We start from the raw sequence: 17,280 nt of genomic DNA, 5'->3' as shown, positions 1-17,280 counted from the left end.
GGGGCCGCTACCTGACCTCGACCGCGTGGGCGGACTCAGGTGCGCAGGTCGGGCAGAACATCCGGCGGCCGAGGTCACGCTCGCTGGGTGCCCCGGGGGAGTAGCCGACCTCCTTGTGCGCGTGCGCGACCCGGGTGTGCTGGACGCACGACGCGGCGCCGCACTGCGAACAGACGGTGACCGCCGGGGTGGTGGCCTGGTGCTCGGTGGCGCATTCGAAGCAGTTCATGGGACATCTCCTGGTACGTGTCGAGGCTCCGTCGCCCTCGCTGCCGGCCGTCCGGGGCCCCGCGGGTCGTGTCCACCCATTCTCCCAGCGCCCGGGTGACACGCACGAGGTGTGCACGGTGGGCGTGGAGGCCGGGGGTGCCGCATGATGGCGGGCGAGGAACACGCCGGCGGACCCGACGGAGGGTGAGCGCATGGGAACCGCGGACCAGGTCCAGCTCATCGCCTACGCCGACCGGCTCGGCGGCGACCTGCGGGGACTGGCGCGCTTCCTGCGCCGCGGCGAGGTCGCCGAGTCGTTCGGCGGCGTGCACGTCCTGCCGTTCTACACGCCCTTCGACGGCGCGGACGCCGGCTTCGACCCCGTCGACCACACAGCCGTCGACCCGCGCCTGGGGACGTGGGACGACGTGCGTGACCTGTCCCGCACCCACGACGTGATGGTCGACCTCATCGTCAACCACGTCTCCGCCGACTCCGCGGCGTTCCGCGACGTCGTCGCTCATGGCGACGCCTCGCCGTGGGCACCGATGTTCCTCACGATGTCGTCGGTCTTCCCGGACGGCGCACGGGAGGAGGAGCTGGCCCGTATCTACCGGCCCCGGCCCGGGCTGCCGTTCACGGCGCTGCGGCTCGGAGACGCGCTGCGCTACGTGTGGACGACGTTCACGCCCCAGCAGATCGACATCGACCTGAGCTCCGAGCTCGGCCAGGACTACCTCACCTCGATCCTCGACACGGTCGCGGCGGCCGGGGTGCGCCAGGTGCGCCTCGACGCCGTCGGGTACGCGGTCAAGACGCCGGGCAGCACGTGCTTCATGACGCCCGAGACCTTCGCCTTCATCGCGGACTTCGCGGCACGGGCGCGGGAGCGGGGTGTGGACGTCCTGGTCGAGGTGCACTCCTACTACCGGCGTCAGATCGAGATCGCGCGGGAGGTGGACCTCGTCTACGACTTCGCGCTGCCTCCGCTCGTGCTGCACGCGTTGTACACCGGCGACGGGGCGGCGCTGCTCGACTGGCTGCGCGAACGTCCCCGCAACGCCGTCACGGTGCTCGACACCCACGACGGGATCGGGGTCATCGACGTCGGCCCCGACCAGACCGTCGAACCGGGGGAGCCGGAGCGCCCCGGCCTGCTGGACCCGGCCCAGATCGACGCGCTCGTGGAGGGGATCCACGAGCGGACCGGCGGTGCGTCGGCCGCGGCGACGGGTGCCGCGGCGTCGAACCTCGACCTGTACCAGGTGAACTCGACGTTCTACGACGCGCTCGGCCGCGACGACGCGCGCTACCTCGCCGCGCGAGCGCTCCAGCTCTTCACGCCCGGCATCCCGCAGGTCTACTACGTCGGCCTGCTGGCGGGGGAGAACGACGTCGAGCTCCTGCAGCGCACGGGCGTGGGGCGGGACATCAACCGCCACCACTACACGGCGGAGGAGATCGACGCCGCGCTCGAGACGCCGGTGGTGCGGCGGATGCTGGCCCTGTGCCGGTTCCGCAACACGTTCCCGGCGTTCGACGGCGACGTCGACGCGACGCTCGACGGCACGGTGCTGAGCATGGAGCGCCGCGGCGTCGAGGTGCCCGACGCCGTCGCCGTCCTCGAGGTCGACCTGGCCAGCGGCGCCGGGACCCTGACCTGGTCCTCCGGTGCGCGGGGCGAGGCGTCGGCCGACCTCGCTGCCTTCGCCCCGGACGACCTCGGCGGCCCGGTGGGGCACTGAGACCGTCCGGTCTCAGCCGCCCATCTCGGTGACGGCGTCCGTGTACTCCCAGTGCCACGGCTCGTACTTGTCGTAGATCGCCCAGTCGGGGTTGTCCCAGCCGTAGGCCGGGGCGTTCGCGCGGAGCCAGTCGTAGCGGCTGCCGGAGTACGTCTCCGGGCAGAGGTCCACGGCCAGACCCCACCCGTGGTTCGAGGTGCCGGGCGTGGCGGCCAGGTACCCCTTGGCCTCCTTGGTCGCGACCTGCGACGAGTAGCTCCGGTAACCGTCGGTGATGCACATGTTCTCGCCGAAGACCACGCGGTAGGCCAGGTTGAGCCGGGCGAGGGCGACGCCGGCGTCGGCGCGGATCCGCGTCGTGCCGTCCCACAGGGTGCACATCTCGCTCTCGGGGATGTACCCGTTGGACCCGGTGCCGCTGGCGTAGCCGTCGCAGCCGGGCAGCGGCGGCGGCGGGGGCTCGGGTGCCGCCTCGACCGACAGGGCGACCTTCTCCGCGGACATCGTGGCGTCCGCCGGCACGACGGTGCCGCCGACCGAGCCACCGGCCGCGCGGGACGTCGTCGGCGCGGCCCGGTCGGCGTTCCGGGAAGCGGCCTGGCCACGGTCGGCGAGCAGGGCCGCCTGCTTCGCGGCGCTCGTCACGGCCGCGAGGTCGGCGGCGGCGTCACCCGGGGCGCGGACGCCGGAGGGCGCGGCCTCCGGGCTCGTGGCGCGCGGCAGCTCGGTCGTGCCGGAGGCCACGGCCATGCCGGTCGTGGTCGCCATCGTGACCGCGAGGCCCAGGCCGATGCTCAGCGGCCAGCTGGTGGGCGCGAGCGAGGACCAGGTGGGGCCGGTGCGGCGGCGTCGGGCCGCGTGGCTCGCGGTGTGCCGGCCCTTGGCGCGCGCCCTCGTGGGTGCGGGTCGTGCGGTCGCGTCGGGGAGCGCGGGCAGGTCGCGCGAGTGCTTCATCGGGTGGTGCGGGGTCGCATCGAACATTCTCCTGGCGCCTGCGGGGTTAGCTGTCGGGTTCGGGTCGGAGACTGACCCGGCCGGCAGGGCGTCCCTGCGCGGCTTCACCCCGAGGGCACCGCGGTGCCCGAGAGTGGGTCCCCCGTCCCTGTCGTTCGTGTCGTCCGGCTCCGGGGCGGTGACAGGGCTCGGCGCCCGCCTCGGACATCTCACCTGGGGTGTGAGCTGAGTGGACACTATCCCTCCCGCCGCGAGTTGTCACGGGTAGATCACGGGTGCGCTACGTTGACCAACCTCTGACCCGATTCGCAGGGAGAAGGTGGACGATGCCGGAACGGACGTCACGTCGTTCGACGATCGCCGTGCTGGGCCCGGGGGGCGTCGGCGGGCTGGTGGGAGCGCTGGCCGCCCGGGCGGGCCATCGCGTGATCGTCCTGGCCGGCCCCGAGACGGCGTCGACCCTCCGTTCCGACGGCCTCCGCGTCACCAGCGGCTTCTTCGGGGACTTCTCGGCCGAGGTCGAGGCGGACACCGAGCTGCGCGAACCGGTCGACCTGTGCCTGGTCGCCGTCAAGCACCCGTCGCTGCCGGAGGCCCTGGAACGGGTCCCCGCCGAGCACGTCGCCGCCGGGCTCGTCGTGCCGCTGCTCAACGGGGTCGAGCACGTCGCCGCCCTGCGCGAGCGGTTCGCGCCGGCGGCCGTCGCCGCCGGTGTCATCCGCGTCGAGTCCACCCGGACCGCTCCCGGGCGGATCGTGCACGGCAGCCCCTTCGTCGAGGTGGACCTGGCCAGCAGCACCGCGCCCCCCGACCGGCTCGAGGCCGCGGCGACGATCCTGCGGGACGCGGGGGTCACCACGCTGGTCCGCGACGACGAGGGGGCGATGCTGTGGGGCAAGCTCGGGCTCCTCGCGCCCTTCGCCCTGCTGACGACCTACCACGGGGAGCCGATCGGGACGCTCCGGACCGAGCGTCGCGACACCCTCGCGGCGCTCGTCGCGGAGGTCGCCGCGATCGGCCAGGCCGGCGGCGGTCCCGACACCAGCCAGACGGCCCTGCGCTTCTACGACACGTTCCCGCCGGAGGCGCGCTCGTCCATGCAGCGTGACGCCGAGGCCGGGCGGCCCCTGGAGCTCGACGCCATCGGCGGTGCCGTGCTGCGGGCCGCCGACCGGCACGAGGTCCCCGCGCCGCTCACCCGGCGGCTGGTGACCGAGCTCGGCCGGTCCTCGACCTCGTCGCCGGGCGCCTCGACGGGAGCCGACGCGACCGGGTAGCGAGCAGGTGCCCTGGGGGGACATCCTGGAGCCGGCCCCTCGAGGACGAGGTCGACGACGACGGAGGATCCCATGACCGCGAGTCCGCCTGCCACGACCCCGGACGTCGCGACGCCGGACCCCGCGCAGCGCCACCCGGCACCCCGCACCACCCACCAGGTCGTCAACCAGCCGCCGGAACGCGTCGACGTCAACGAGTACCTGGACTTCCCGGTGCTGCGCGAGGCGGTGCACGCGTTCGGCGGCGGCTGGGGCGAGGAGCGACTGGTCGAGGCCGGGGCGCACGTCGGGACCGCGGCGTTCCAGCACGCGGCCGAGCGGGCGAACACCCACGAGCCGGTGCTGCACACCCACGACCGGCGTGGCCGCCGCCTCGACGAGGTCGAGTACCACCCCGCGTACCACGAGGTGCTCGCCGCCGCCGTCGAGCGCGGGGCGCACACCGGCGCATGGGCGGAGCCGGGGCCTGGTGCGAACGTCGTGCGGGGCGCCGTCTTCTCGCTGTTCTCGCAGGTCGAGCCCGGCCATGCGTGTCCCGTCTCGATGACGCACGCGGCCGTGCCCTCCCTGCGGCACGCGCCGGAGCTCGCCGCCGCGTGGGAACCGCGCCTGCTGTCCTCCGGGTACGACGGCACGCCGGCCGCTCCCGGGGACAAACCCGGCGTGCTCGTCGGCATGGCCATGACGGAGAAGCAGGGCGGGTCGGACGTCCGCGCCAACACCACGGCGGCCGTCCCCGTGGGCTCGGCCGGGACGTACCTGCTCACCGGGCACAAGTGGTTCTGCTCGGCCCCGATGTCGGACGCGTTCCTCGTCCTGGCCCAGGCCGGTGGCGCGGACGCCGGGCCGCCCGGGTCGCCGACGTGCTTCCTGGTGCCGCGCGTCCTCGAGGACGGCACCCGCAACGCGTTCCGCATCCAGCGGCTCAAGGACAAGCTCGGCAACCGGTCGAACGCGTCGGCGGAGGTCGAGCTCGACGGCACGGTCGGGTATCTCGTCGGGGAGTTCGGCCGCGGGGTGCGCACCATCATCGAGATGGTGTCGCGCACCCGGCTGGACTGTGTCCACGGGTCGGCGGCCGGGATGCGCCAGGGGGTCGCCGAGGCCCTGTGGCACGCGGACCACCGCAGCGCGTTCGGGGCGCACCTGGTCGACCAGCCCGCCATGACGGCCGTGCTCGCCGACCTCGCGCTGGAGTCCGAGGCCGCGACGCTGACCTCGATGCGCCTGGCGGCGGCGTACGACGCCGAGACGGACGTCGAGCGGGCGTTCCGCCGTCTGGCCACGGCGGTGAGCAAGTTCTGGGTGTGCCAGCGCGGCCCGCACCACGCGTTCGAGGCGATGGAGTGCCTGGGCGGCAACGGGTACACCGAGGCGTTCCCGCTGGCACGCCGCTACCGTGAGCAGCCCGTCATGGCCATCTGGGAGGGGTCGGGCAACGTCATCGCCCTGGACGTGCTGCGGGCGATGGCGCGCGAGCCGGAGTCGGTCGAGGCGTTCCGTGCCGAGCTCGGCACGACGGCGGGGGCGCACCCCGCCCTGGACGCGCACGTCGCGCGCACGCAGCGGCTGCTCACCGAGCTCGCCGGGTCCGACGACGGCGCGCAGCAGGCGCAGGCCCGCCGCGTCGTCGAGTCCCTCGCCCTGGCGCTGCAGGCGTCGCTGATGGTGCGGCACGCGCCGTCGGGCAGCGCCGAGGCGTTCGTCGCCGCGCGGCTCGGGGAGGACCGCGGCGCCGGCTACGGGGTGCTGCCGGTCGGCACCGACTGCCGGGCGGTGCTGGCACGGCACCGCCGGCGCTGACCGGCGCGCGCCCGACGCGTCGTCCGGCCGGGCGGCGCGGGGCGTCAGTCCTCGTCGTCGACGAGCAGGTCGGCCGTGACCAGCACGTAGTCCTCGTCGCGCAGGTCCTTGATGATCTTGCCGACGGCGTCGACCGAGGTCGCGTGGATGTCGTGCAGCAGCACGTTGCTCCCGGGCTCCACCTGCTCGCGGACCCGACGGCGGGTCTCCTTGGCGTCGCGGGTCTGCCAGTCGAGCGTGTCGAGGTTCCAGGTCATGACGTCGAGCCCGCTGCGGGTCGCGAGCGTGCGGACCCGGCCGTCGACGTCACCGTAGGGCGGCCGCAGCAGGAACGGGGTGGACCCGGTCGCCTCGCGGATCGCGTCGGAGGTGCTGCGCAGCTCCTCGCGCACCTCGGCGTCGTCGAGGGTGGTGAGCTGCGGGTGGCTCCACGAGTGGTTGGCGACGAGGTGCCCCGCGTCGGCGACGGCGCGGGCGATCTGCGGGTTCTTGGCGACGTTGTCGCCCACCATGAAGAACGTGGCCGGTGCGTCCTTGCGGTCGAGGATCCGCAGCAGTCGTTCGGTCTGCGCCACGGGACCGTCGTCGAACGTCAGGGCGACGCACTTGTCCACCCGGCAGTCGACGCCCTCGGCACGCGCCGCCGCACGGCGCTCGGCGGTGATCTGGTCCAGCCGGGTGCGCCACAGCGACGTGCTCGTCTCGAGCAGGGTGTCCCGCAGGCGCACGGCCTCGTCGGGGTCCACGGCGTCGACGCCGGCGTCGAGCATCGCCTCGGCGTCGGAGACCGCCGTGTCGAGGGTGCCGAGGTCGAGGTCGGCGTCCTGCGCGGTGAGGTCCGTCAGCGCGTCACGGCCCTGGACGACGGCGGGCTGCAGCTCGTCGACGGCCCACTGGCGGCGTGCGGCGGCGACGGCGTCGCTCGTCTCCAGGACCTCCGCGGCGGCGTCGTCGAGCGCCTCCGGCGAGGGGTCCGACCCGTCGACGACCTCGACCTCGACCTGCGGCAACGTCTCCGGGAAGAACGGGTTCGGACGGGTGACCGCCTCGACCGTGCGGGTCTCGACCGGGTAGCTGACCTCGGCGTCCCGCAGCTTCCGCGCCTCCGTGAGGGCGGCGTCCAGGGGCTCGCGCACCGCGGGGTCCGCCACCTGGCCCTCGCTCCGCCGGTACACGGGCCGGCCGTCCTCGACGGCGGCGGTGAGGGTCTCGCGGCTGTCCGCGTAGGCGTCCTCGGACCGTCCGCGGGAGGTGTCGGCGGCGTCGGTGAGACGGGCGACCTCTTCCTCGTACTCGGCGACCTGCGTCTCCCAGGCACGGTGCTCGAGCTCACCGGCGACCACGACCGCAGCGGCGAGCAGCACGACGAGCGCGCCGATCCACCACCACCGGGCGCGGCGGCGACGGACCGGCGGGGCGGGCGCGGTCGGCTCGGAGGTGCTCACAGGGTGATCCTCCGGCCAACGGCGCCCCGTGGCCACCCTGGTCGCGATGCTCGCGCGAGGCGCTCGCGGACCGTGCACACGACGGTCACCCGGGTGTCGCCACCGGGCCGGGGCTGTCCGGGGTCGCCGCCCGGGGCATAGCATCGGTGCTGACTTCGACACGGGAGCCGCATGAACGAGCAGCACCGCCCCGACCGGACCGACGCCGAGGGGACGGGACCCGACCCCGACGACGCGACGCAGGTCCTGCCGGCGCACACCGAGGAGCCTCCACCGGCCCCGTCGGCGCAGGACACGCAGGTGTTCGACCGCGACGCGGGGCAGGAGACGCAGCCCCTGGCCGCGGGGGCGGGTCAGGACACGCAGGTGTTCGACCGCGACGCCGGGCAGGAGACCCAGGTCCTCGGTGGTGGCGCGATGCCGGCCACGCAGCCCCTCGCCGGCCGGCCGCGCCGGGAGTCGGTGCTGCCGGCCGACCGGTCGTCCGCGACGCCGCCGTCGGCCGCTGCCTTCCCGCGATCGACGCCGGCACCCGCGCAGCGGAGCGCCCCGGCGCCCGGACCCGCCCCGGCGCCCGGACCCGCCCCGGCGCCCGGACCCGCCGCGGCGCCGCGACCCGCGGCAGCGCCGACGCAGCGGCCGGCTCCCCAACAGCGCCCGGCGCCGTCGGCCCCCGCACCACCGCGCGAGAGCGGCGCCGGCCCGCGTCGCGGCACCGAGCCGACGGCGGTGGCGTCCCTGATCACGGGCCTGCTCGGGATCGTGGTGCCGCTCGTCGGGATCCTGGCGATCGTGTTCGGCGGCATCGGCCTGGACCGCACGCGCCGGCGGGGGACGAACGGCCGTGGCATGGCGCGGACCGGGATGACGCTCGGGACGCTGCAGGTGCTGTTCACCACGCTGCTGGTCGTCGGCGGGCTGATGTTCTGGGACGCCTACGGCGAGGACATCGAGGCCGCCCTGGACCAGGCGGACGCGATCGCCGCGGGCGAGGTCAGCGTCCCGGACCTGCTGCTCGGCGGCGTCACCGGCGACTACTCGTTCGAGGACCTGCAGGAGCTCGGGGGCATGCTGGGTGACGCCGACGAGCTCCAGGAGCTGGGCGGCCAGTGCCGGTCGGGTGACGCGGCGGCCTGCGACGACCTGCTCGAGCGGGTGCCGGCCGATCTGCTCCCCGAGGGTGTCGGGAACCCGTGACCGAGATCCCCGTCGCCCGCCTGCGACGGGTCGTCGCCGTCGTCGCCGCGCTGAACTTCGCCTACTTCTTCGTCGAGTTCTTCGTGGCGCTGAGCGCGGGGTCGGTCTCGCTGCTCGCCGACAGCGTCGACTTCCTCGAGGACACGGCGGTCAACCTGCTCATCCTGCTCGCGCTGGGATGGCCGCTGGCCCGCCGCGCGGCCATGGGCAAGGTCATGGCCGTGATCATCCTGGGTCCGGCGGCCTTCGCCGCCTGGGAGGCGGTGCAGCGGTTCGGCGCCCCCGAGGCGCCCGACGTGGTTCCCCTCGTCCTCGCGTCCGCGGGGGCGATCGTCGTCAACGGCACGGCGGCATGGCTGCTGGTCGGCGTGCGGCACCACGGCGGGTCGCTCAGCCGGGCGGCCTTCCTCTCGGCCCGCAACGACGTGCTCGTCAACGTCGCCGTGATCGCCATGGGCCTCGTGACGGCGTGGACCCGGTCCGGCTGGCCGGACCTCGTCCTGGGCTGCGTCATCATCGGCCTCGCCGGGCGGGCCGCCTGGGAGGTGTGGGAGGTCAGCGAGGACGAACGCCTCGCGGCCAGGGCGCTCGCCGGGGAGGAGATCGACTGAGTCGTCCTCCGCGGTCGAGCGCCCCGGGGAGTCAGCCGACGCGGACCGCGGAGTAGCCGGCCTCGTCGACCGCCGCCAGGACCTTGGACTCCTCGGCGGGACCGGTGACCACGAGCGTGCCGGTCTCGGCGCTCACCTGGATCTCCTCGACCCCGGGAACCTCGCCGACCTCCTCGCGGACCGACATCTCGCAGTGGCCGCAGGTCATGCCGGTGACCTGGTACGTGTTCGTGCTCATCGTCTCTCCTCTCCTGCCACCACCGACGGGTGGTCGTCACCAGGGAGGCTATACCCCCAGTGGGTATAGATCAACGAGTTCGCACGAGGCCCGCTCTCCGGGGCGGAGGCAGCGGACCGTCCCGATGTTGTGGGGTCCCTGGTCCTCGTGTTGTGTGGAGCGATGAACGACACCGACGACGGGCAGCGCACGCGCAGCGAACAGCTCGAGATCACGCGCATCGTGCTCCGCCCCACGGGTAACCCGCTTCCCCTCGGCTTCATGGCGCTGGCCGTGGCGACGGTCGGGTTCAGCTGTCTGCAGCTGGGGATCCTCAGCACCGCCGAGGAGAGCACCGTGGCCCTCGCCGTCCTCGTGCTCACCGTCCCGCTGCAGCTGCTCGCCGCGATCATCGGCTTCGGGGCCCGCGACCCGATCGCCGGCACGGGGATGGCCGTGGTGTCCGGGGTCTGGGCCATGCTCGCGGTCTCGACGCTGACGTCACCGCCCGGGTCCTCGAGCCCGGCGCTCGGCGTGCTGCTGATCACCGCCGCCCTCGCCATGGTCGTCCCGGCGACGGCCGCAGGCGGCAAGGTCGTCGCGGCCGCCGTCATGATCGGCTCCGGCGTGCGCTTCGCGGTCACGGGCGTCGCCGAGTTCACCGGGTCCGGTGCGTGGGAGACGACCGCCGGTGTCCTCGGGCTGGTCCTGGCCGCGATGGCGCTCTACGCCGCGCTCGGGTTCGTCCTGGAGGAGGTCGACCATCCCGTCCGGCTCCCCGTGCTGCGTCGGGGAGCCGGACTCAAGCCGCTGCGCGACGACCTGGAGGAGCAGCTCGAGGGAGTCGCCCGGTCGGCCGGCGTGCGCCATCAGCTCTGAGAAGTGCGGGAAGGGTCAGCGCGTCCGCACGGCCCCGGACGTGTCCCGGCGCAGGTACCACCAGGCGACGACCACGCACAACAGGCCGTTGAGCAGGCCGAAGACGACGTCGAGCGGACCGTGCATGCCGCGGTAGATCCGGGAGATGCCGACGATGAACGGGATGGCCACGCACACCACCGTGACCAGTCGGCGCAGCACCGGGTTGGAGATGCGCTGGGCGAGCAGCGCCATGGTCAGCCACAGGGCCGTCGCCGCACCGGTGTGACCGCTGGGGAAGCTCGAGGTCGGCGGGGCCGGGTCGAGGTGCTCGACGTCCGGGCGCTCCCGCCCGACCAGGGCGGAGCTGGTGATGAACAGCAGGGACTGCAGGGAGACCGCGAGCGCCGGCACGAGGGCGAACCACCACTGGCGGGTGCGCCACCACAGGATCCCGACCGTCAGCGCGGTCACGCCGATCACGACCTCGGTCATGCCGAAGCGACCCAGCCACTCCGAGACGGTGTTCATCGTGGACGTCCGCTGATCGGCGAACCACTGCTCGACCGTGTTCCCCTGGGGGAAGTCGTTCAGGGGGCCGACGACGAGGAACCCGACGCCGAGGAGCACGAGCCAGCCGAGGACGGCGGGACCCAGGGCGCGCACCGCGGCGTCCCGGGCGGCCTGCCCCTTGGTCGGCCGACTGGTGTCGAGCTCGTAGCGGTGGACGAAAGCGTTCATCGAATCTCCGCATCTGTGGTGCGGGTGGTGGGTGACCACCCGCGGTACCCGAGGTAGGACGCACCGGAGATGGTGACGCCCAGGAGGATGCCGGCGACCACGTCCGAGGGGAAGTGCACCCCGAGGAAGATGCGGTCGGCGGCCGTGATCAGGACGAACAGGGTGGCGACCAGCGGGACGACGACGCGGCCGACGCGACCGAGGACCGGCCAGACCAGCAGCGTGATCGTCACCGCGGCGGTCGCCGACGACGTCGCGTGCCCGGAGGGGAAGCTGAGGCCGGGCGCGTTGAGGATCACCTCGTCGACCACCGGCCGCACCCGTCCGACGGCTTCCTTGGCCAGGTTGGCCAGCCCCCACGAGGCGAGCAACGTCCCGACCGCCCACAGGGCGCGCCCGGGGTAGTCGTGTCGGCGCCACATCCACAGGGCGACCGCGCCGCCGGCCAGCACGACCCAGCCGGGCTGGGTGACCGCCGACCAGACGACGAAGGTGTCCAGCAGCCAGTCGTTGTCCAGCGTGACCGACACGGCGGCGTCGACGACGGCCTGGTCGGCGTCCTGCACCGTGGCGTTCGTGCGGACGAACCAGGCCAGGACGAGCACCGGGACGAATCCGGCGACGGCGAAGGCACCGGCGCGGGCCAGAGCACGGGCCCGGGGCGATCGTCGAAGCATCCCGGGAGACTAACCCGCAGGTCCCCGCAGCGCTTGTCGAGCGGCGGACGGCCCGTGCGGGTCGCCCGCCGCGTCCGTTCAGGGGGAGCGGTGGTGCGGCGGGACCTCGTAGAGCAGGTGCTCGGTGTGGTGCAGCACGTTCGCGACGAGCGCGGCGACGTGCTCGTCGGGCTGGCCGTAGTAGACGGTGGTGCCGTCGCGCCGCGACGTGACCAGCCGGCTGGCACGCAGCCTGGCCAGGTGCTGGGAGACTGCGGGGACGGGGCGGTCGAGCGTCGTGGCGATCGACCCGACCGACATCTCGGTGCCGTCGAGCATGACGAGGATCGCGAGGCGGGTGCGGTCGGCGAGGAGGCGCAGGACCTCGACGGCACGGTCGAGCTCGGCGTCCGGGGGTGCGCTGCGCTCGGCGGGGGCCACGGGACTCATGATGGCACCGTCCCTCGCGCCGTCGTCCCCGTCGTGGCCGGACGTCCGGGTCGGCGCGGCCACAGCAGGGCGGCCGTCGTCGTCGCGGCCGCCGCGAGGGCCGCGAGCACGAGCGCGGTGCTGCTCAGCCCGAGGCCCACGCCGAGCAGACCGGCGAGGGGGTAGGTGAGCAGCCAGCAGGCGTGCAGCAGGGCGAAGTGCGCCGCGAAGGCCGCCGGTCTGTCGCCGGGAGCGACCGTGCGACGCACGATCCGGCCCACGGGGGTCTCCACCGACGCCCAGCCGAGGCCGACGAGCACCCACAGCGCCGCGACGGCCGTCAGCCCGGCCACCGGCGACGGGGCCGCCAGCGCGAGGGGGACGACGGCGGTGGCCACGGTGAGGGCAGCGGCCCCCGTGAGCATCACGAGCCGTTCGGGCCGGCGGCGCAGCAGCCGGGGCAGGGCGAAGGCCGCCGTCATGGAGCCGGCGCCGTTGGCGGCCAGCAGCAGCGCGACGACGTCCTCGCCCTGCCCGAACGCGGAGCGGGCGATCACGACCGTCTGGACGATGACGAACGCCCCGGCCGCGGCCACGGCCATGTTGAGCGCCAGGACCGGTCGCAGCGCCGGGGTCCGGACGAAGAGGCGGATCCCGTGCCGGGCGCGTTCCCCGAAGGGCATCTGGGGGCCGGCCCCGTCGGCGTCGGCGCCACGGCGCGGCAGGACCGTCGCGGCGACGAGCAGCGCGGACGCCCCGAAGCCGGCGGCGGTGCCGAAGAAGAGGGTCGAGCTGGGGACGACGAGCAGCAGCCCGGCCGCCAGCACGGGGGACAGCACGGCCTCGAGGTCGTAGGCCAGCCGGGACAGGGACAACGCCGCGGTGTAGTCCTCCTCGTCGTCGAGCACGTCGGGGATCACGGACTGGAACGTCGGGGTGAACGTGGCCGAGGCCGCCTGCAGCACGAAGACGAGGACGTAGACCTGCCAGACCTCGCCGACGAAGGGCAGGGACACCGCGACGAGCAGTCGCACGACGTCGGAGCCGATCATCACCGACCGCCGCGGCAGCCGCACGACCGCGGCCGCCGCCAGCGGGGCGACGAACACGTAGGCGACCATCTTCACCGCGAGCGCCGTGCCCAGGACCTGCCCGGCCTCGGCCCCGGCGAGGTCGTAGGCGAGCAGCCCGAGGGCGACGGTGGCGAGCCCCGTGCCGGCGAGGGCGACGACCTGGGCGAGGAAGAGCCGGCGGTAGACCGGGTGGGTGAGGACCTGCAGCACCGACCCATTGTCTGCATGATTGCGCAGGGACGCAACAAACCCCGTGCGTCGACGAGCGGGCCGTATCAGCAGGGGAGTCACGGCGCTCCGGACCGGTAGAGGAACGCTCGAGCCGCGGCCAGGACGGAGGTGGCCCCGTGCGATCCGGACCCGTGCGGAACCGCCCGGCGATGCGGACGGTCGTGCCGACGCTGGTGGCGGCCGTCCTCGGCCTGCTGTCCTCGCTCCCCGCCGTCGTCGTGCCCGGGCAGGAGATCGACCTCGACCCGTCGGCCGGACCACCCGGGACCTCCGTCACGGCGAGCGTCGACGGTTTCGACTGCTCGATCGGCGTCGTCGAGCTCCTGTGGGGCGAGTCCGGGGTGGTCGGGACCGTCGACCTGGACGGTGGCGCCGACCAGACGACGTTCCCGGTCCCCGCGGAGGCGGAGCCCGGGGGGCACGAGGTGTTCGCCCGCTGCGAGGGGTCCGACGACGTCGCGGCCGAGACCGCGTTCGAGGTCGAGCAGGTCGCCGACCTGGTCACCGTGCCGGACCTGGTGGGCCGCCCGCTCGACGAGGCCGAGACGCTGCTGGCCGAGAGGGGCCTCGTGCTCGGGGAGGTCGCGGGCGAGGGCGACGCCGTCGCCGACCAGGACCCCGGCCCGGGCACCGGCGTCGACGTCGAGAGCGAGGTGGCCGTCACCCTCGCCGCCGTCGTCCCGCCCCCGGGGAACACGGGGACGGACGACCCGGCGGAACGGTTCCCGCTGCTGTGGATCGCCCTGGCCGGGCTGCTCTTCGCCGGGGCCGCAGCCGGCGTCCCCCGGCTGCGCCGGGCCCGTCGCCGGCGGGACCGGCGCTGGGTGTCCGAGCACGTCCGGGTCCGGCCTGCCCCGACCTCGCCGCCCACCGTGACGCTCGCCGCGGACCCGACGGACCCCGCGGGTCCGGGCGCGACCCTCGTCATCCGCCTCGTCGCCTCCGCGGACGACGTGGACCAGCACCTGGAGGTGATCGGACGATGACCACGACGACCGCCGCGCCGGCGATGACGGCGCGCGTCTTCCTCCTCGACGACGGCTCGGGCCGGGACACCGCGCAGGTGCTCGGCGAGGCCGTCCGGCGGCACGGGATCGGCGGCGCGGCGCTCCAGGGCGTGCGGCGGGCCACCACGGCGACCCGGGAGGCCGTCGGGTCCGAGCTCGCCGCCGTGGCGGACGGACTGCTCGACCTCGACCTCGGCGACGTCCTGCTGCGCTCGTGGCGGTCCGTCGCCGACCTCACGGCGGCCGGCCGGCGGACCGCCCAGGAACCGGGGGAGGAGATCGTCGCGCTGGCCACGCACCGGATCACCGCGACGCACCACCCGCGGGTCGACCTGTCCGTCGACGGCGTCCCCCTGCACCGGTTCACCTTCGAGATCTCGCTCGTCGCCGTCCTCACGGGGGTCGCGGCCGTCGTCGCGGGCGGCTCCCTGGTGGCGGTCCGGGGCGGGTCGGCCGACCTCACGGGGACCCTGTCCCTGGACGGGGTGCGGCTCGTGGAACGGTCCCGCACCCTCGACGTCGAGGCGCTGGTGCGGCTGCGCCGGCCGATCCCGCTGACGTCGGGACGGTCGGCGCCGGGCGGTCAGGCCTCGGTGACGGGCCGGGCGTAGTCCGTGTCGGTGACGTGCTCCAGCCACGTGGTGGACGTGGCCGGGTCGTCGGTGTTCTCGAGCATCGCGAGGTGCTCCATGAAGCTGTCCGGCGTGGCGCCGTGCCAGTGCTCCTCGCCCGGCGGGCAGTAGACGGTCGTGCCCTGCCCGGCCCGGACGACGGTGCCGTCGCGGGTGCCGACGAGCGCGAACCCGTTCGTGACGTGCAGCGTCTGGCCGCGGGCGTGCGAGTGCCAGGCCGTGCGGGCCCCGGGGGCGAACCGGACCTTCGCGACGACCATCGACTGGCCGGCGTCCTGGGGGTAGGCGATCGGGTCGAGCCACACGTCGCCGGTGAACTGCTCCGGCGGGTTCTTCGTGGTCGGGGGAGCGGTGAGGACCTTCACGGTGTCGTCCTTCCTGTCGGGGGTGTCAGGCGTGCTCGTCGCGCGGGACGGCCTGGGTGGTGGCGGGTCCGGGGACGACGGCCGGGTGTCCGGGCCAGTCGTGCGAGGCGGCCCAGCTGGCGAGCAGCCGCAGCCGCTCCTCGGAGGCGCTGCCCGCCGCGGCGGTGTAGACGGTCAGCGAGAGGCCCGGCTCGGCCGTGAGCTCCATCCCTTCGTAGGTGAGCTCGAGGTCGCCGACGACGTCGTGGTGGAAACCCTTGGTGCCGCTGCCGTGGTGGCGGACGTCGTGGGCGCCCCAGCGGGTGCGGAACGCGGCCGACCGGGTGGACAGCTCGCCGACGAGGTCGTGCAGACCCTTGTCGTGGGGTCGCGACCGGCCTCGATCCGCAGGATCGCCACGACGATGTCGGCGGCGAGGTCCCAGTCGGGGTAGAACGATTCGGCGCGCTCGATGTCCAGGAACGTGAACCGCGCGAGGTTCGGGGGGTCGTCGCCCGCCGCGAGGACGTCGGCGTAGAAGGCCCAGCCCAGCCGGTTGGCGGCCAGGAGGTCCATGCGGCCGTTGCGCACGAACGCCGGTCCGCCGGTCACGGCGTCGAGGGTGGCCTGCAGCGCCGGCCGGGCGACCCAGCGCCGCGTGCCACGTCGTCGCGGTCGGCTCGGTGCCGCCCGGTTCGCGGCCCGGGCGAGGTCGAACAGGTGCGACCGCTCGGCCTCGTCGAGCTGCAGGGCGCGGGCGAGAGACTCCAGCACGGGGTCGGAGACCCCACCGAGGTTCCCGCGCTCGAGGCGCGCGTAGTACTCGACGCTCATGTCGGCGAGCATCGCCACCTCGCTGCGCCGCAGCCCCAGCACCCGGCGGTTGGTGCCCGCGGGCAGACCGGCGTCGTCCGGGGTGACCCTGGCGCGACGTGAGGTGAGGAACTCACGGACGTCCTGACGGTTGTCCATGCCTCGACGGTACGAGCGCTCCCGGCGTCGTGCGAGGTACTGGCGGTACACCTCTCGTCCGTGCCTCCCGCCCGGGCCCGCCGGGACGTTCACTGAGGGGGTCGAGAGGAGCACCATGACCACCTGGACACCCGAGGAGCTCGGCGCCGTCGGCGAGGCCGACGAGCTGCACATCGCCCCCGCGCGCACGGACGGCAGCTTCCGGCGCCCGATCCCGATCTGGGTCGTGCGCGTCGGCGACGGCCTCTACGTCCGGTCGTACCGGGGGCCCGACGGCGGCTGGTACCGCCAGGCGCTGCGCAGCGGTCGCGCACGGATCGAGGCCGGGGGCGTCGACCGCGAGGTCGCCGTCACCGAGCCGACCACCGACGTCGATACCGAGATCGACGAGGCCTACCGCGCCAAGTACGGACGCTGGAGCAGCTACGTCCTGCCGATGATCGCACCCCCGGCCGTCGCCTCGACGCTGCGGCTCGAGCCCGCTGAGCCGCGCACTCCCGCACCGCACCCCACCGATCCCGAGGAGATCTCATGACGGACCACGAACCCTCCGGCGCCGAGCGCCTGTTCGGCGACTTCGCCCCCGGCCTCGTGCACTACACCGACGACGTGCTCTTCGGCGACGTGTGGAAGCGGCCCGGGCTGTCGCCCAAGGAGCGGAGCCTGGTGACCGTCTCCGTGCTGGCCACGAACGGGAACACCGAGCAGCTCACCTTCCACATCTGGCTGGCCAAGGAGAACGGCAACTCCGAGGAGGAGGTCGTGGAGGCACTCACCCACCTCGCGTTCTACGCCGGCTGGCCGCAGGCGATGGCCGCCATGGCCGTCGCGAAGCAGGTCTTCCGCGGGGAGTCCTGACCCGGGTCCTCGGGACCCGA

At 74.2% G+C, this 17,280-nt stretch carries 19 protein-coding genes, 1 pseudogene and 1 riboswitch; of the genes and pseudogenes, 10 read left to right on the top strand and 10 right to left on the bottom strand.

What is annotated here, in order from left to right; genetic code table 11:
- Positions 1 to 7: 7 nt before the first annotated feature.
- Positions 8 to 229 carry a DUF2180 family protein gene (locus tag HLI28_RS06015; protein WP_171246607.1) on the bottom strand — a complete coding sequence of 74 codons (222 nt, stop codon included), beginning with the start codon at positions 227 to 229 and terminating at the stop codon, positions 8 to 10.
- Between the two features lie 193 nt (positions 230 to 422).
- Between HLI28_RS06015 and gtfA the strand changes: the two genes are divergently transcribed.
- Entirely contained in the window at positions 423 to 1,955 is a 1,533-nt protein-coding gene (gtfA, locus tag HLI28_RS06010; protein ID WP_171246606.1) for a sucrose phosphorylase, read from the top strand.
- 12 nt (positions 1,956 to 1,967) lie between these two features.
- On the opposite strand, the gene HLI28_RS06005 is transcribed toward gtfA, so the two are convergent.
- Positions 1,968 to 2,909 (bottom strand): M15 family metallopeptidase, encoded by a 942-nt coding sequence (locus HLI28_RS06005; protein WP_171246605.1) that lies wholly within the window; start codon positions 2,907 to 2,909, stop codon positions 1,968 to 1,970.
- 19 nt (positions 2,910 to 2,928) lie between these two features.
- Positions 2,929 to 3,089: riboswitch (cyclic di-AMP (ydaO/yuaA leader) on the bottom strand.
- A 146-nt stretch (positions 3,090 to 3,235) separates the two neighbouring features.
- Between HLI28_RS06005 and HLI28_RS06000 the strand changes: the two genes are divergently transcribed.
- Complete coding sequence (locus HLI28_RS06000) at positions 3,236 to 4,186, top strand: ketopantoate reductase family protein (protein WP_171246604.1); 951 nt, start codon at positions 3,236 to 3,238, stop codon at positions 4,184 to 4,186.
- Positions 4,187 to 4,258: 72 nt separating this feature from the next.
- On the top strand, positions 4,259 to 5,989 hold the full coding sequence (locus HLI28_RS05995) for an acyl-CoA dehydrogenase family protein (protein WP_171246603.1): 1,731 nt from the start codon (positions 4,259 to 4,261) through the stop codon (positions 5,987 to 5,989).
- Between the two features lie 44 nt (positions 5,990 to 6,033).
- Here HLI28_RS05995 and HLI28_RS15920 read toward each other — a convergent pair whose 3' ends face one another.
- Complete coding sequence (locus HLI28_RS15920; RefSeq protein WP_171246602.1) at positions 6,034 to 7,434, bottom strand: polysaccharide deacetylase family protein; 1,401 nt, start codon at positions 7,432 to 7,434, stop codon at positions 6,034 to 6,036.
- 171 nt (positions 7,435 to 7,605) lie between these two features.
- On the opposite strand from HLI28_RS15920, the gene HLI28_RS05985 reads away from it, so the two are divergent.
- Positions 7,606 to 8,631, top strand: a complete 1,026-nt coding sequence (locus tag HLI28_RS05985; protein WP_171246601.1) for a DUF4190 domain-containing protein — start codon at positions 7,606 to 7,608, stop codon at positions 8,629 to 8,631.
- Positions 8,628 to 9,242, top strand: coding sequence for a cation efflux transmembrane domain-containing protein (locus HLI28_RS05980; protein ID WP_343035690.1), 615 nt, complete (start codon positions 8,628 to 8,630; stop codon positions 9,240 to 9,242). The genes HLI28_RS05985 and HLI28_RS05980 overlap by 4 nt, the downstream gene beginning before the upstream one ends.
- Positions 9,243 to 9,273: 31 nt before the next feature.
- On the opposite strand, the gene HLI28_RS05975 is transcribed toward HLI28_RS05980, so the two are convergent.
- On the bottom strand, positions 9,274 to 9,480 hold the full coding sequence (locus HLI28_RS05975) for a heavy-metal-associated domain-containing protein (protein ID WP_171246600.1): 207 nt from the start codon (positions 9,478 to 9,480) through the stop codon (positions 9,274 to 9,276).
- A 162-nt stretch (positions 9,481 to 9,642) separates the two neighbouring features.
- On the opposite strand from HLI28_RS05975, the gene HLI28_RS05970 reads away from it, so the two are divergent.
- Complete coding sequence (locus HLI28_RS05970; RefSeq protein WP_171246599.1) at positions 9,643 to 10,338, top strand: acetate uptake transporter family protein; 696 nt, start codon at positions 9,643 to 9,645, stop codon at positions 10,336 to 10,338.
- A 15-nt stretch (positions 10,339 to 10,353) separates the two neighbouring features.
- On the opposite strand, the gene HLI28_RS05965 is transcribed toward HLI28_RS05970, so the two are convergent.
- The 4 genes from HLI28_RS05965 to HLI28_RS05950 all read right to left on the bottom strand — a co-directional run bounded on the left by HLI28_RS05965 (position 10,354) and on the right by HLI28_RS05950 (position 13,426).
- Positions 10,354 to 11,058, bottom strand: coding sequence for a phosphatase PAP2 family protein (locus HLI28_RS05965; protein WP_171246598.1), 705 nt, complete (start codon positions 11,056 to 11,058; stop codon positions 10,354 to 10,356).
- Positions 11,055 to 11,735, bottom strand: a complete 681-nt coding sequence (locus HLI28_RS05960) for a phosphatase PAP2 family protein (protein ID WP_171246597.1) — start codon at positions 11,733 to 11,735, stop codon at positions 11,055 to 11,057. The genes HLI28_RS05965 and HLI28_RS05960 overlap by 4 nt, the downstream gene beginning before the upstream one ends.
- A 78-nt stretch (positions 11,736 to 11,813) precedes the next feature.
- Positions 11,814 to 12,164: an ArsR/SmtB family transcription factor gene (locus HLI28_RS05955; protein WP_171246596.1), complete on the bottom strand. Its 351-nt coding sequence runs from the start codon at positions 12,162 to 12,164 to the stop codon at positions 11,814 to 11,816.
- Positions 12,161 to 13,426, bottom strand: coding sequence for an MFS transporter (locus HLI28_RS05950; protein WP_171246595.1), 1,266 nt, complete (start codon positions 13,424 to 13,426; stop codon positions 12,161 to 12,163). Before HLI28_RS05950 ends, HLI28_RS05955 begins: the two co-directional genes overlap by 4 nt.
- Before the next feature lie 137 nt (positions 13,427 to 13,563).
- Here HLI28_RS05950 and HLI28_RS05945 point away from each other — a divergent pair, with 137 nt between their 5' ends.
- Positions 13,564 to 14,433: a PASTA domain-containing protein gene (locus HLI28_RS05945; RefSeq protein ID WP_171246594.1), complete on the top strand. Its 870-nt coding sequence runs from the start codon at positions 13,564 to 13,566 to the stop codon at positions 14,431 to 14,433.
- Positions 14,430 to 15,065, top strand: a complete 636-nt coding sequence (locus HLI28_RS05940) for a hypothetical protein (RefSeq protein WP_171246593.1) — start codon at positions 14,430 to 14,432, stop codon at positions 15,063 to 15,065. The genes HLI28_RS05945 and HLI28_RS05940 overlap by 4 nt, the downstream gene beginning before the upstream one ends.
- Here HLI28_RS05940 and HLI28_RS05935 read toward each other — a convergent pair.
- Complete coding sequence (locus HLI28_RS05935; protein WP_343035689.1) at positions 15,038 to 15,451, bottom strand: (R)-mandelonitrile lyase; 414 nt, start codon at positions 15,449 to 15,451, stop codon at positions 15,038 to 15,040. The two genes, HLI28_RS05940 and HLI28_RS05935, sit on opposite strands and share 28 nt — an antisense overlap.
- A 25-nt stretch (positions 15,452 to 15,476) precedes the next feature.
- Positions 15,477 to 16,402, bottom strand: a pseudogene (locus tag HLI28_RS05930) (helix-turn-helix transcriptional regulator).
- A gap of 115 nt (positions 16,403 to 16,517) precedes the next feature.
- On the opposite strand from HLI28_RS05930, the gene HLI28_RS05925 reads away from it, so the two are divergent.
- Both HLI28_RS05925 and HLI28_RS05920 read left to right on the top strand, forming a co-directional pair.
- Entirely contained in the window at positions 16,518 to 16,937 is a 420-nt protein-coding gene (locus HLI28_RS05925) for a DUF2255 family protein (RefSeq protein WP_171246592.1), read from the top strand.
- Positions 16,934 to 17,260, top strand: coding sequence for a carboxymuconolactone decarboxylase family protein (locus tag HLI28_RS05920; RefSeq protein WP_171246591.1), 327 nt, complete (start codon positions 16,934 to 16,936; stop codon positions 17,258 to 17,260). Before HLI28_RS05925 ends, HLI28_RS05920 begins: the two co-directional genes overlap by 4 nt.
- The last annotated feature ends 20 nt before the right edge of the window (positions 17,261 to 17,280 follow it).

The sequence above is a fragment of the Isoptericola sediminis genome (assembly GCF_013085345.1).
Lineage (GTDB): Bacteria > Actinomycetota > Actinomycetes > Actinomycetales > Cellulomonadaceae > Isoptericola > Isoptericola sediminis.
This window is presented reverse-complemented; position numbering and strand designations above follow the sequence as displayed.

What these genes read in the sequence shown, in the direction of transcription:
- HLI28_RS05970 (WP_171246599.1), top strand. Translation starts at nt 9,643, where the DNA reads ATGAACGACACCGACGACGGGCAGCGCACGCGCAGCGAACAGCTCGAG.
- gtfA (WP_171246606.1), top strand. Translation starts at nt 423, where the DNA reads ATGGGAACCGCGGACCAGGTCCAGCTCATCGCCTACGCCGACCGGCTC.
- HLI28_RS05955 (WP_171246596.1), bottom strand. Translation starts at nt 12,164, where the DNA reads ATGAGTCCCGTGGCCCCCGCCGAGCGCAGCGCACCCCCGGACGCCGAG.
- HLI28_RS05925 (WP_171246592.1), top strand. Translation starts at nt 16,518, where the DNA reads ATGACCACCTGGACACCCGAGGAGCTCGGCGCCGTCGGCGAGGCCGAC.
- HLI28_RS05960 (WP_171246597.1), bottom strand. Translation starts at nt 11,735, where the DNA reads ATGCTTCGACGATCGCCCCGGGCCCGTGCTCTGGCCCGCGCCGGTGCC.
- HLI28_RS05975 (WP_171246600.1), bottom strand. Translation starts at nt 9,480, where the DNA reads ATGAGCACGAACACGTACCAGGTCACCGGCATGACCTGCGGCCACTGC.
- HLI28_RS06015 (WP_171246607.1), bottom strand. Translation starts at nt 229, where the DNA reads ATGAACTGCTTCGAATGCGCCACCGAGCACCAGGCCACCACCCCGGCG.
- HLI28_RS05985 (WP_171246601.1), top strand. Translation starts at nt 7,606, where the DNA reads ATGAACGAGCAGCACCGCCCCGACCGGACCGACGCCGAGGGGACGGGA.
- HLI28_RS06005 (WP_171246605.1), bottom strand. Translation starts at nt 2,909, where the DNA reads ATGAAGCACTCGCGCGACCTGCCCGCGCTCCCCGACGCGACCGCACGA.
- HLI28_RS05940 (WP_171246593.1), top strand. Translation starts at nt 14,430, where the DNA reads ATGACCACGACGACCGCCGCGCCGGCGATGACGGCGCGCGTCTTCCTC.
- HLI28_RS05965 (WP_171246598.1), bottom strand. Translation starts at nt 11,058, where the DNA reads ATGAACGCTTTCGTCCACCGCTACGAGCTCGACACCAGTCGGCCGACC.
- HLI28_RS05920 (WP_171246591.1), top strand. Translation starts at nt 16,934, where the DNA reads ATGACGGACCACGAACCCTCCGGCGCCGAGCGCCTGTTCGGCGACTTC.
- HLI28_RS05995 (WP_171246603.1), top strand. Translation starts at nt 4,259, where the DNA reads ATGACCGCGAGTCCGCCTGCCACGACCCCGGACGTCGCGACGCCGGAC.
- HLI28_RS06000 (WP_171246604.1), top strand. Translation starts at nt 3,236, where the DNA reads ATGCCGGAACGGACGTCACGTCGTTCGACGATCGCCGTGCTGGGCCCG.